The sequence below is a fragment of the Pasteurella oralis genome, assembly GCF_042681465.1.
In the GTDB taxonomy this organism is placed as follows: domain Bacteria; phylum Pseudomonadota; class Gammaproteobacteria; order Enterobacterales; family Pasteurellaceae; genus Pasteurella; species Pasteurella oralis.
Genome location: NZ_JBHUFP010000025.1, coordinates 321,652 through 335,143 on the forward strand (window position 1 = coordinate 321,652; position 13,492 = coordinate 335,143).

The 13,492-nt window shown below is 37.3% G+C and carries 13 protein-coding genes; 7 read left to right on the forward strand and 6 right to left on the reverse strand.

Annotated elements, in window-relative coordinates:
• Positions 1-2: 2 nt before the first annotated feature.
• Together lepA and grcA are read right to left on the reverse strand one after the other, a co-directional pair.
• On the reverse strand, positions 3-1,799 hold the full coding sequence (gene lepA / locus ACFSAV_RS10860) for a translation elongation factor 4 (RefSeq protein WP_101775462.1): 1,797 nt from the start codon (positions 1,797-1,799) through the stop codon (positions 3-5).
• A 191-nt stretch (positions 1,800-1,990) separates the two neighbouring features.
• Positions 1,991-2,374: an autonomous glycyl radical cofactor GrcA gene (grcA, locus tag ACFSAV_RS10865; RefSeq protein WP_101775385.1), complete on the reverse strand. Its 384-nt coding sequence runs from the start codon at positions 2,372-2,374 to the stop codon at positions 1,991-1,993.
• A gap of 288 nt (positions 2,375-2,662) precedes the next feature.
• On the opposite strand from grcA, the gene ung reads away from it, so the two are divergent.
• From ung to pfkA, 5 genes are all read left to right on the forward strand, one after another.
• Positions 2,663-3,331: a uracil-DNA glycosylase gene (gene ung / locus ACFSAV_RS10870; protein ID WP_379099553.1), complete on the forward strand. Its 669-nt coding sequence runs from the start codon at positions 2,663-2,665 to the stop codon at positions 3,329-3,331.
• A gap of 16 nt (positions 3,332-3,347) precedes the next feature.
• A complete protein-coding gene (yaaA, locus tag ACFSAV_RS10875) occupies positions 3,348-4,124 on the forward strand; it encodes a peroxide stress protein YaaA (protein ID WP_379099556.1) in 777 nt (258 codons plus the stop codon).
• A 1-nt stretch (position 4,125) separates the two neighbouring features.
• Positions 4,126-4,692: a hypothetical protein gene (locus ACFSAV_RS10880; protein WP_101775388.1), complete on the forward strand. Its 567-nt coding sequence runs from the start codon at positions 4,126-4,128 to the stop codon at positions 4,690-4,692.
• Positions 4,693-5,607: a cation diffusion facilitator family transporter gene (locus tag ACFSAV_RS10885; RefSeq protein WP_379099559.1), complete on the forward strand. Its 915-nt coding sequence runs from the start codon at positions 4,693-4,695 to the stop codon at positions 5,605-5,607.
• 95 nt (positions 5,608-5,702) lie between these two features.
• Positions 5,703-6,668 (forward strand): 6-phosphofructokinase, encoded by a 966-nt coding sequence (pfkA, locus tag ACFSAV_RS10890; RefSeq protein WP_379099562.1) that lies wholly within the window; start codon positions 5,703-5,705, stop codon positions 6,666-6,668.
• A 43-nt stretch (positions 6,669-6,711) separates the two neighbouring features.
• Here pfkA and rlmC read toward each other — a convergent pair whose 3' ends face one another.
• The 4 genes from rlmC to hinT are packed head-to-tail and all read right to left on the reverse strand — an operon-like array spanning position 6,712 to position 9,646.
• Positions 6,712-7,872 carry a 23S rRNA (uracil(747)-C(5))-methyltransferase RlmC gene (rlmC, locus tag ACFSAV_RS10895; RefSeq protein WP_379099565.1) on the reverse strand — a complete coding sequence of 387 codons (1,161 nt, stop codon included), beginning with the start codon at positions 7,870-7,872 and terminating at the stop codon, positions 6,712-6,714.
• A 1-nt stretch (position 7,873) separates the two neighbouring features.
• Positions 7,874-8,932 (reverse strand): beta-N-acetylhexosaminidase, encoded by a 1,059-nt coding sequence (nagZ, locus tag ACFSAV_RS10900; protein WP_379099568.1) that lies wholly within the window; start codon positions 8,930-8,932, stop codon positions 7,874-7,876.
• A gap of 13 nt (positions 8,933-8,945) precedes the next feature.
• Positions 8,946-9,296 carry a YcfL family putative periplasmic lipoprotein gene (locus ACFSAV_RS10905; protein ID WP_101775392.1) on the reverse strand — a complete coding sequence of 117 codons (351 nt, stop codon included), beginning with the start codon at positions 9,294-9,296 and terminating at the stop codon, positions 8,946-8,948.
• The gene (gene hinT, locus ACFSAV_RS10910) at positions 9,296-9,646 is read right to left on the reverse strand and encodes a purine nucleoside phosphoramidase (RefSeq protein ID WP_379099571.1); all 351 of its coding nucleotides are present in this window, start codon (positions 9,644-9,646) and stop codon (positions 9,296-9,298) included. The genes ACFSAV_RS10905 and hinT overlap by 1 nt, the downstream gene beginning before the upstream one ends.
• A 392-nt stretch (positions 9,647-10,038) precedes the next feature.
• On the opposite strand from hinT, the gene focA reads away from it, so the two are divergent.
• On the forward strand, positions 10,039-10,890 hold the full coding sequence (gene focA / locus ACFSAV_RS10915; protein WP_379099573.1) for a formate transporter FocA: 852 nt from the start codon (positions 10,039-10,041) through the stop codon (positions 10,888-10,890).
• A gap of 102 nt (positions 10,891-10,992) precedes the next feature.
• A complete protein-coding gene (pflB, locus tag ACFSAV_RS10920) occupies positions 10,993-13,317 on the forward strand; it encodes a formate C-acetyltransferase (RefSeq protein WP_379099576.1) in 2,325 nt (774 codons plus the stop codon).
• The last annotated feature ends 175 nt before the right edge of the window (positions 13,318-13,492 follow it).

Genomic DNA, 13,492 nt, shown 5'->3' on the forward strand with positions numbered 1-13,492 from the left:
CCTTATTTATCTTTTCCAACATGTAGGATAGCTAAGAAGGCTTCTTGTGGTACTTCAACGTTACCTAATGATTTCATTCGTTTTTTACCTTCTTTCTGTTTTTGTAACAGTTTTTTCTTACGGCTAACGTCACCGCCATAACATTTTGCAAGCACGTTTTTACGTAATTGTTTTACTGTTGAACGTGCAATAATGTGATTACCAATTGCGGCTTGAATTGCAATATCAAATTGCTGACGTGGAATTAATTCACGCATTTTTTCTACCAATTCACGACCACGATATTGAGCATTATCTTTGTGGACGATTAAAGCAAGAGCATCAACACGTTCGCCATTGATCATAATATCTACTCGTACCATGTCGGCAGCTTGGAAACGTTTGAATCCATAATCCAATGAAGCATAGCCACGAGAAGTGGATTTTAAGCGATCGAAGAAATCAAGCACCACTTCTCCCATTGGAATTTCATAAGTCAGAGCAACTTGATTACCATGGTAAACCATGTTGGTTTGTACGCCACGCTTTTCAACACATAATGTAATCACATTACCTAAATAATTTTGTGGTAATAACATATTACATTCTGCAATTGGTTCACGAATTTCAGTAATGTTGTTTAATGGCGGTAATTTAGATGGGCTATCAACATATAACACTTCGCCGCTTGTCAGTTCGACTTCATAAACAACTGTTGGTGCAGTTGTGATTAAGTCTAAATCGTACTCACGTTCTAAACGCTCTTGAATGATTTCCATATGTAATAAACCAAGGAAACCACAGCGGAAGCCGAAGCCAAGCGCGGTTGAATTTTCTGGTTCATAGAATAAGGAAGCATCATTTAAGCTTAATTTGCCTAAGGCATCACGAAATGCTTCATAGTCATCTGAGCTAATTGGGAATAAGCCAGCATAAACTTGTGGTTTAACTTTTTTAAAGCCCGGTAATACTGACGTCGCAGGATTATTGTGTAATGTTAGCGTATCACCAACAGGCGCACCTAAAATATCTTTAATCGCACAAACAAGCCAGCCAACTTCACCACAGTTCAACAAAGTTGTATCGACTTGTTTTGGTGTGAAAATACCGAGACGATCAACGTTGTAAGATTGTCCTGTTGACATCACTTTAATTTTATCGCCTTTACGTAACGTGCCATTTTTTATCCGCACAAGGGAAACAACCCCTAAGTAATTGTCAAACCAAGAATCGATAATTAATGCTTGTAACGGTGCATTAGGATCACCTTCTGGTGCGGGAATTTTATGTACAATTTCTTCTAATACATCTTCAATACCAAGTCCTGTTTTCGCAGAACAACGTACTGCTTCCATTGCATCAATACCCACGATATCTTCAATTTCTTCTGCCACACGTTCAGGATCTGCTGCTGGTAAGTCAATTTTATTTAAAATTGGCACGACTTCTAAATTCATTTCGATAGCAGTGTAGCAATTAGCGAGCGTTTGTGCTTCAACTCCTTGTCCCGCGTCCACAACAAGTAATGCGCCTTCACAAGCAGCAAGCGAGCGAGATACTTCATAAGAAAAATCGACATGTCCTGGTGTATCAATAAAGTTTAATTGGTATGTTTCACCGTCTTTGGCTTTGTAATTCAAAGTAACACTTTGTGCTTTAATTGTGATACCACGTTCACGTTCTAGGTCCATTGAGTCTAAAACTTGCGCTTCCATTTCACGATCTGATAAGCCACCACAAGTTTGAATTAAGCGATCAGATAATGTCGATTTACCATGGTCAATGTGTGCAATAATTGAAAAGTTACGTATATTCTTCATATTTGAATCAATTTTATTCATTAAAAATTCGATAAAGTTAAACTGGACGATTTTACCTGAATATTCATTAGTTCGCTAGCAATAGCTAATAAGCATAATAAAATAGGTTCAGTTAAGATAGTTTTTAAGATAACAAAAATACCTCATATCAATTTGAGGCATTTTTTATAAGATAGGTAAGTGATAGAAAATTATAAACTTTCAGTGAAAGTACGAGTAATTACATCACGTTGTTGTTCAGGTGTTAAAGAGTTAAAACGTACTGCATAACCTGAAACACGGATTGTTAATTGTGGATATTTTTCTGGGTTGTTAACCGCATCTTCTAATGTTTCGCGACGTAATACGTTAACGTTTAAGTGTTGTCCACCTTCTACTTTTACTGTTGGCGCAACATCAACTGGTAACTCACGATATTCGATTTGACCTAATTCACTTACAGCAACGATTTGATCTTCAACGAATTCACCTTTAGCACATAAACAACGCGCTTCACCTTTTTCGCTATCTAATAACCAGAATGAATTTAATAGATTGTCATTAGCCGCTTGGGTAATTTGAATACCTTTAATCATTGTATGCCTCCTAAGTTGGCGATTTGTTAATCAGTTTAAATTGGTCAGGATTTTATCAAAAATTTTGATGATTTCAAATTGTTTTGACATAGGACAAGGTATTTTTCTCGAGTAATTTTTTAATTTTGATGTAAATCAAGTTTAACAGTAAGTTTATGATTTTAAAAAACTTTTATTTAGCAATAAATAAACAATTGTTTAACATGAGTAATTCTGTAACTGTCAATTTTGCGTGAAGTTATTTATAATCAGCAATTCGCTGAAAGGAGATAACAAGAGGAGATAAAAATGAGAACGTGGAAAGATGTCATTGGTATAGAAAAAGAGCAGCCTTATTTTAAACAAATTCTTGCGTTAGTTCATCAAGCCAGAGCATCTGGTCGAGTTGTATATCCTCCTCCACAAGAAGTGTTTAGCGCTTTTCAATTAACGGAATTTGAACAAGTCAAAGTAGTTATTTTAGGACAAGATCCTTACCATGGTCCAAACCAAGCGCATGGTTTGGCTTTTTCAGTGAAACCGGGCATTGCTCCTCCTCCTTCTTTAGTCAATATGTATAAAGAATTATCACAGGATATCGCTGGTTTTCAAATTCCAAATCACGGATATTTAGTTCCTTGGGCAGAACAGGGCGTATTGATGTTAAATACTGTATTGACAGTTGAACAAGGGCAAGCTCACTCACATGCTAATTTTGGTTGGGAAACTTTTACTGATCGTGTAATTGCCGTATTAAATGAGCAACGTGAGCATATCGTTTTTCTGCTTTGGGGAAGTCATGCACAGAGAAAAGGGCAGTTTATTGATCGCCAGAAACATTGCGTATTAACAGCGCCACATCCTTCTCCGTTGTCGGCACATCGAGGTTTCTTTGGTTGTCATCATTTTTCTAAAGCAAATCAGTATCTTGTGCAGCAAGGATTAGCACCAATTCAATGGCAATTAAATTCAATTTGAGATAGGAAATAAACATATGTTAGCTATTATTTCGCCAGCAAAAACCTTAGATTTTGAAAGTGCGGTACCAAAATTTGATTTTTCTCAACCGCACTTAACTGATTATAGTGCGCAATTAATTGAAGTTTGTCGCCAACTGTCACCAGATCAAATAGCTTCATTAATGTCAATTAGTGATAAGCTTGCAGGCTTGAATTTTGCACGTTTTGCAGAATGGCAGAAAGAACATAATCAACAAAATGCACGTGCGGCAATTTACGCGTTTAAAGGTGATGTCTACACGGGATTAGAAGTAGAAAGTTTATCACACCAAGATGTGCAATTTGCTCAACAACATTTACGTATGTTATCTGGATTATATGGTTTACTGAAACCGTTGGATTTAATGCAGCCTTATCGTTTAGAAATGGGAACAAAGTTAGCCAATAAAAAAGGCAAAGATCTCTATGCTTTTTGGGGCAATATTATCACGGCTTCATTGCAGCAAGCTCTTGATGAACAGGGGGATAATGTGTTAATTAATTTAGCTTCAGATGAATATTATAAGTCAGTGAAAGAAAATACATTAAATGCAACCATTATTAAGCCTGTGTTTTTAGATAATAAAAATGGTAAATATAAAGTCATCAGTTTTTATGCGAAGAAAGCAAGGGGATTAATGTGCCGCTATATTATTCAGAATCGTTTAACCAAAGTTGAACAGTTAAAAGAGTTTGATTTGGCTGGTTATTGGTTTGATGCAACAAGTTCTAGTGAAACAGAGTTAGTGTTTAAACGTGATTTGGTGGAATGATATGCAAAAAATTTTCTTAATTTTGACCGCACTTTTAGGGCTTTTATTGAGTGGCTGTGCAGCAGTACCGCAACTTTCAGCACCACAGCAAATTGTACATAATAAGCATACTTATGAATTAGTCGCGCAGCAAGATTTAGGACCGATGGCACGTTTCTTTTATTTGGAAAAGGGGGAAAGTTTAGCGCGTTGGAAAAGTGCGGTGGAATTATTATTGGATCGTAATAAAGCGAAAATAACCTTAGATGAGCGAGTTGCCTTACGCGAACGAGTTTACCAAAATACAGGTGTGAAGAATTTTAAATTACAAATACAAGATGACAGTTTATATGCTTTCGTTATCTATGAGCCAACGGTTAAAAATAATGATTGGCAAGTCGATGTGGCTAAAGGTAAAACAGTACAAGGTTGTGGATTTGTGCAATATCAGTATTCATTAAAAGTGCCAAGAACGAAGAAGATCCGCAATATGAGTAATGAGAAAGTTGTACGTTATTTGAAGAAGTATGTGGTAGAAAAAGAAATGAAACGTGTTAAAAATCGTGATTGGCAATGGATTTGTGCATAAATGGAAGAACAGATTTATTCTTCCCAAGTGAAAAAAGCGGCTAATTGTGCTGTTTATACTGCTTTAATGTTGATTGTTGTAAAAGGATTTGCTTGGTGGGAAACGGGTTCAGTCAGTATGTTGGCATCAATTGTTGATTCCACTTTAGATTTGGCAGCTTCGTTTCTTAATATGCTCATTTTACGCTTTGCGCTAATGTCTGCCGATGAAAACCATTCTTTTGGTCATGGTAAAGCAGAATCACTTGCTTCTCTTATTCAAAGTGCATTTATCTCTGGTTCTGCTGTTTTTCTATTATTACAAGGGATTCATCGTTTTAATGAACCACAACCTTTAACAAATACAAATTTAGGTATTGCTGTTATTTGTTTTTCCATCGTAGTAACTTCCGCATTAGTTTATTACCAAAGTCGAATTGTGAAAAAGACGGGAAGCCCTGCTATTAAAGCTGATCGCTTACATTATCAAACAGACCTATTTATGAATGTGGCAATCTTAATTTCATTAATTTTGACAGTATTTGATTTTATGCTTGCTGATGCGATTGGCGCAATTTTAATCGCGATTTATATTCTGATAAGTGCACTTAAAATGTTATTTGAGGCAGTCCAATTGTTATTAGATCGCGCTTTGCCAGAAAATGAGATCCAACAAATTGAACAAATTATTTTATGGGATAAGCGGATTTTAGGCTTCCATGATTTACGTACGCGTCAATCTGGTGCTGTGCGTTTTATTCAATTTGATTTAGAGTTGGATGATCATCTCTCTTTTTTAGAAGCACATGATATTACAGAACAGCTTGAACAGCGCTTGCGTCAAGCATTTTCGCTAGTAGATATTGTGATTCATCATGAGCCAACGAGTGTGGTTCAGGCTGAAAAATTGGAAAATGCGAAACTAGATCAAATGTAATTAGTTTTTTGATAAATTTTGCTAGAGCAGTTGCAGTGAATAGTGTAATCTTAGCGACGATTTTGAATTCATTTTTAGTTTAAAAGGTTTAGGTTATGATAAAGAAAATAGCAGTATTAACCAGTGGTGGTGATGCGCCAGGTATGAATGCCGCCATTCGTGGTGTTGTGCGTTCTGCGCTCGCGGAAGGTTTAGAAGTATATGGCATTTATGAAGGCTACTATGGTTTATATCACAATAAAATCAAACAAATGACTCGTTATAGTGTGTCAGATATTATTAACCGTGGTGGTACATTTTTAGGCTCTGCCCGTTTTCCTGAATTTAAAAATCCAGAAGTACGTGCAAAATGTGCAGAAATTTTACGCTCACATGGTATTGATGCTTTAGTTGTGATTGGTGGTGATGGGTCTTACATGGGCGCAAAATTATTGACTGAAGAACATGGTTTCCCATGTGTTGGTATTCCTGGGACTATTGATAATGATGTCGCAGGAACAGACTATACCATTGGTTATCAAACCGCACTTGAAACTGCAGTAGAAGCAATTGACCGTTTACGTGACACCTCAAGCTCTCATCAGCGTATTTCGATTGTCGAAATTATGGGACGTCATTGTAGTGATTTAGCGATTTCTGCAGGGATTGCTGGTGGCTGTGAATATATTGTTGCTTCTGAAGTTGCTTTCAATCGTGAAGAACTTATTCAACAAATTGAACGTAGTATTATTAAAGGTAAGCGTCATGCGATTATCGCGATTACTGAATTGATTTGTGATGTGAATGAGCTTGCTCGCGAAATTGAACAGCGTGTGAAACATGAAACTCGGGCAACTATTTTAGGACATATTCAACGTGGTGGGACACCTTGTGCTTTCGACCGTATTTTAGGATCTCGTATGGGGGTTTATGCGGTGGATCTATTAATGCAAGGTAAAGGTGGCTATTGCGTGGGTATCCAAAATGAACAGTTAGTTCACCATGACATTATTGATGCGATTAACAATATGCGCCGCGAATTCAAAGCAGATTGGTTAGTGCTTTCTAAACGTTTAGATTAATACATACTTCTTGTAAAAAACGGTGGAAATTGTCCACCGTTTTTCATTTCTTTTTTAATAAACACAATACTTCATAATGATGAGAGTGTGGGAACATATCAAATAACTGAATTTTTTCAAGTTGATAATGAGTTAAATCACCTAAATCCTTGCCCATAGTTTCTGCATTACAACTTGAATATAAAATAAAATCAGGTGCTAATTGATTGAGAAATTGCGCAAGTTTACTGCCAATGCCACGTCGAGGCGGATTGACAATCACTAACTCAGGTGTTTGATGTTGCTCAAGCGCAAAATGTGTGGCATCTAGAGATTGAAAGCGTACATTTTCTAAACCTAATTGGCGGGCAGAGAGTGTCGCTGCGGCAATAGCTGAAGCAGAAATTTCAATACCAATTAATTCAATTTTTTTAGTTGGATTGGCTTGTTGTAAAGCATCTGCACAATGTAGGCCAAAGCCGCCAACCCCGCAAAAAAGATCCCAGAGCGTTTTAATAGGTAAGTTTGCTATCCAATTTTGTGCAGTCGCATATAAACCCGCAGCAACAGTTGGATTTGTTTGAAAAAATCCTTGTGGACGAATAAAAAGTGGGATTTGATTAAAAGATTCCTTCAGCGTTTGTTGGTCAGTGAGAAAAATTTCTTTATCACCTTCTAAAATGGCAGCGTGCTGTGGTTGGATATTTAGACTTACTACTTTTAGTTGTGGTAATTTATTTAACAAGCCTGTAAATTCGCGTTGAATTAAGGGTAATTTTGTTTCTGAACGTAATACAAAACGCAGCATTAAGCCACCATCAAGCTGGCTTTCTGTGAGCAGAATATACTTTAATTCCCCTTTTTGTTTTGTAATGTTGTAAGGCACTAAACCTGCTCGTGCGATAAAGTCTTTTAAAATGTGAAAAATGTTAACGAAATGTGTTGGATAAAGTGGGCAATCCGTTAAATCGACATAACTTTGTGGATGGCTCAAAATTGGACGTTCGACCACACCACTAACTGCCATTTTCGCTTTGTTGCGAAACGCACTTAATGCTGATTGATAAGGTACAAGCCATGTTGTTTGTGAGCAATCTAAATGGGTCAATTGTTGTTTTAAATGCTGTGTTTTGCGCTCAAGCTGGTTGGAATAAGGGTATTCTAGCCATTGGCAAGAGCGACAATGATTGGAACTGTAATGTTGGCAAGGAAGTGTTAACTGCATTTTAATTCGCATATTTAGCTTTATATTCAAGCCAATCTTGTTGAAGTGCGGTCAGTTTTTTACGATTTTCCAGCCAACGAACATTGCTTTCTAAGCTTGACCAATGGAATGATTGACGCTTGAATAATTGTTGTAATCGGGTTTGGCGTAGTGCAAAGTGCGGTTGATTTTCGTTAAGTTTTAGGTGATCTAGCACTTGAATGACTCCTTCACGTTCATTACAGAGTAAGAGTAAGTCACAACCTGCATTGAGGGATTGCTCACAGCGTGCTACAAAATCTCCCATGAAACCTGCACCTTTCATTCCTAAATCATCGGAGAAGATTGCGCCTTGAAAGCCGAGCTGTTCACGTAATACTTGTTTTAACCAGTAGTGAGAGCCACTCGCAGGTTGAGCATCACATTGACTGTAGATGACATGAGCGGGCATAACAGCATCTAATAAATTTTGTTCGATGAGTTGTTGAAATGGCATGATGTCTTGAGCAAAAATGTCTACTTGATTACGCGCATCATAAGGAGTTTCCAGATGAGAATCCGCGATTACATGGCCATGTCCTGGAAAGTGTTTACCTGTTGTAGCCATGCCCGCTTGTTGCATACCTTGAATGAATGCTTTGGCAAGTGCTGTGGTTTTTTGAGGATGGGGATGGAAGCTACGATCACCAATCGCTTTACATTGATGACCTAAATCCAGTACAGGAGCAAAGCTTAAATCAATATCTAGTGCCGCAATTTCTGCTGCCATTTGCCAGCCAGCTTGTTGTGCTATTTCTTGTTGTTGCTGTGGATCTTCAATCAACTGAGCAAATGCTTGCATCGCAGGTAGTTGAGTGAAACCCTCGCGGAAGCGTTGTACTCGTCCGCCTTCCTGATCAACGGTAATTAACAGATCTTTTTTCACTTGTTGGCGTACAGATTTTACTAAAGCTTGGATTTGTGCGCGATCATGGAAATTTCGTGTAAACAAAATTAAACCCGCAACAAGCGGGTGGCTGAGTAATTCAATTTCTTCTGGTAAGAGTTCAGGACCTTGTAGATCGATCAGTAATGTCGACATATGACCTCTTTTTTTATTGCAAGCCAATATATAAGCGATAATTTACGCTCTGTTCTGTTGGTTTTATTAATAGTATTTGTTGCTTTTCATGAGCAAGCAGGGACAAAAAGGACGCTTCTGCAAACTTTTGCTGAGTCACGCCGTTTTTATCATACCAAAATAAGTGATAAGCCAAGTTCAATGGCTGTGCAGTTTTATTTTTAATCCATGCTGAATCAGCGTTGAGGTTCGCTTCAATTGCTGAGGCGATATTGGCTTCAATATTTAAAATCGGCTGTGTGGTTTTTAATAAATTAGTTGGTTTACTTGAACTACAGCTGATTAGTAGTAAACACGTGAATAAAAGTGCGGTCAGTTTTTTCATTATTTTGCCAACATTTTTCCTAAAGGTTCACCACCAACAAGGTGCATATGTAAATGGAACACTTCTTGACCACCATGTTTATTACAGTTCACGATTAAACGATAACCCTCTTCAGCAATACCTTCTTGTTTAGCGAGTTTCGCTGCAACAGTGAATAAGCGACCTAAACTCATTTCATCTAATTCAGTCACATCATTTACTGTTGGAATAAGTTTATTTGGGATAATCAAAATATGAGTGTTAGCTTGTGGTGCTATGTCACGAAATGCAGTAACTAAGTCATCTTGATAAACGATATTGGCAGGAATTTCTTTACGAATAATTTTACTAAAAATAGTTTCTTCAGCCATGTTGATCATCCTTTTTTAATTGAAATTGAAGATTGTGCTTTTTTAACAGAAAAAGGTAAAAATAGCAATTTTTTGCTGTAAGTTGGATTAGTAATAAGGTTGGTTAAAAATTAAGTTAAACATGGTTAAGAAATGAGTGTTAATAATTTGTTGTTTATATTTTGTCTTTGTGTTAATTCCATGAAAATAAAAGAGAATTTTGGATAAATTGATCTAGCATAAGGAAATCTTGTTTTGAATATTTTTTAATCTGTAAAATGCTTTTATTTTGGTGTAAAACTTCCTATAATTAACAAATCTTATAAAAAATAAAATTTTTTTAAATTATTCGTGCTTGCATGTTTTGTAACCGACAGCCGTTATAATGCTATTCATGTTTAGGGAGATTAAGGATGAAAACTGAAGATTCAACGTCAACCTGCATTGTGCCGCCAGTGAAGATGGCACAGATTGGCGAGGATGTCGGTGTTTATAAAGCAACTAAAAAACAACTCTATTCTTTCTTTTCTGCGATTCCAGCAGGTGCTTTTATTGCAATTGCTTTTGTCTTTTATGCCACAACTCAAACTGGTAATGGTGATGCACCTTGGGGACTCACCAAATTAGTTGGCGGTATTGTTTTCTCATTAGGTGTCATTATGGTCGTGGTTTGTGGCTCCGAATTATTCACTTCTTCTACAATGACAGCAGTTGCACATGTGAGTGGTCGAATTTCAACTATTCAGATGTTGCGTAATTGGGTTGTCGTGTATTTGGGCAATTTTATTGGCGCAATTTTTATTGTGTTGTTGACATGGTTTGCAGGGCAAATTATGGCAGCTAATGGACAATGGGGATTAACGATTTTAAAAACAGCGCAGCATAAAATTCATCACACGTGGGTCGAAGCATTTGCTTTAGGTATTTTCTGTAACATTATGGTGTGTATTGCAGTATGGATGACTTATGCAGGACGTACGTTATTAGATAAAGCAATTATTATGATTTTGCCAATTTCAATGTTTGTGGCATCTGGTTTTGAGCACAGCGTGGCAAACATGTTTATGATTCCAATGGGGATGATGGTGGTCAATTTTGCTTCTGCTGAATTTTGGCAAGCCATTGCAATGACACCAGCACAATTTGCAGATTTAGATGTATATCATTTTGTTGTAAAAAATTTAGTTCCCGTGACATTAGGGAATATTGTGGGCGGTGCAGGCTGTGTTGCATTAGCACAGTGGTATATTAATCGTCCACATTAGTCGGTTTTAGGTTGCAAAGTGCGGTCTGTTTTATTGTGGTTTTGATCGGCTTTGTGTAAGTATCACAGATTTTTTATTCTAATTAATAGAAGGTAATTCAATATGAGTCAATTAACTGAAGCTCAACAAAAAGCTTGGGAAGGCTTTACTCGTGGTGACTGGCAAACTGAAGTTAACGTACGTGATTTCATCCAGAAAAACTACACTCCTTATGAAGGTGACGAATCATTCTTAGCTGATGCAACTGAAGCAACTACAGCGTTGTGGAATGATGTCATGGAAAAAATCAAAGTTGAGAATAAAACTCACGAGCCATATGACATTGATTGTGACACGCCATCTACTATTACTTCTCATGCACCAGGTTATATCGATAAAAATTTAGAGAAAATCGTTGGTCTTCAAACTGATGCGCCATTAAAACGAGCAATTATGCCATATGGCGGTATCAACATGGTGAAAGGTTCTTGTAAAGTTTACCGTCGTGAGCTCAAACCTGAAGTTGAACATATCTTTACTGAATACCGTAAAACACATAACCAAGGTGTATTTGATGTGTACACGCCAGATATTTTACGTTGCCGTAAATCTGGTGTCATTACGGGTTTACCTGATGCCTATGGTCGTGGTCGTATTATTGGTGACTATCGTCGTATGGCACTTTATGGTGCAGATTTCTTAATGAAGGACAAAGTTAAACAATTTACTTCATTACAAGAAAAATTAGAGCGTGGTGAAGATATCCAAGCAACTATTCAGTTACGTGAAGAAATTGCTGAACAACACCGTGCATTAGGCAAGATGAAAGAAATGGCAGCGTCTTATGGCTATGACATTTCAGGTCCTGCAACAAATGCGCAGGAAGCGGTTCAATGGACTTATTTTGCTTATTTAGCGGCAGTGAAATCACAAAATGGTGCGGCGATGTCATTTGGTCGCGTATCAACTTTCTTGGATATTTATATTGAGCGTGATTTAAAAGCAGGCAAAATTACTGAACAAGAAGCGCAAGAATTAATTGATCATTTAGTTATGAAATTACGTATGGTGCGTTTCTTACGTACGCCTGAATACGATCAATTATTCTCAGGTGACCCAATGTGGGCAACTGAAACATTAGCAGGTATGGGCTTAGATGGTCGCACATTAGTCACTAAAAATAGCTTCCGTATCTTACATACCCTTTATACAATGGGACCGTCACCAGAACCAAACTTAACCATTCTTTGGTCTGAACAATTACCAGAAGCCTTTAAACGTTATTGTGCTAAAGTCTCTATTGATACTTCTTCTGTACAATATGAAAACGATGATTTAATGCGTCCAGATTTCCAAAACGATGATTATGCGATCGCTTGCTGCGTATCTCCTATGATTGTCGGTAAAATGATGCAGTTCTTTGGCGCACGTGCAAACTTAGCGAAAACATTGTTGTACGCAATCAACGGTGGTGTAGATGAGAAATCAGGTGATCAAGTTGGACCAAAAACAGATCCAATTACAAGCGAATATTTAGATTATGATGATGTAATGACTCGCTTAGATAGCTTTATGGATTGGTTAGCGAAACAATATGTGACAGCATTAAATATTATTCACTTCATGCATGATAAGTATGCGTATGAAGCTGCTTTAATGGCGTTACATGATCGCGATGTATTCCGTACAATGGCTTGTGGTATTGCAGGTCTTTCGGTGGCAGCAGATTCACTTTCTGCAATCAAATATGCCAAAGTCAAACCAGTTCGCGGTGATATTGAAATTAAAAATAAAGCAGGCGAAGTGGTTGGTGTTGCGAAGAATGTGGCAGTCGATTTTGAAATTGAAGGTGAATATCCACAATTTGGTAACAACGATAACCGTGTCGATGAGATTGCTTGTGACTTAGTAGAACGTTTCATGAAGAAAATCCAAAAATTGGGTACATATCGTAATGCTACACCAACACAGTCAGTACTTACTATTACATCTAACGTAGTTTATGGTAAGAAAACAGGTAATACACCAGATGGTCGTCGTTCTGGTGCACCATTCGGACCAGGGGCAAACCCAATGCATGGTCGTGACCAAAAAGGTGCGGTTGCTTCATTAACCTCTGTTGCTAAATTACCATTTGCCTATGCGAAAGATGGTATTTCATATACTTTCTCAATCGTGCCAAATGCATTAGGTAAAGATTATGAAGCCCAAAAACGTAATCTTGCGGGCTTAATGGACGGTTACTTCCACCATGAAGCCACTATTGAAGGCGGTCAGCACTTAAATGTTAACGTAATGAACCGTGAAATGTTGTTAGACGCAATGGAAAATCCAGAAAAATATCCACAATTAACAATTCGTGTTTCTGGTTATGCCGTACGTTTTAACTCTTTAACTAAAGAGCAACAACAAGATGTGATTACACGTACATTTACGCAAGCAATGTAAAGCGCTATATCTAAGTCTAGTGTAAAGCCTCTGTATTTCATACAGAGGCTTTTTTATATTTTGAATCTTGATCCTTGTTTATCTGGCTGCTCATACCAGTACTGGTCTGGCTAGGTATCTGCCTATTGCGACTTTATGATTGCTCCAATTTTTTGCATATAAATTAACCTTTAAG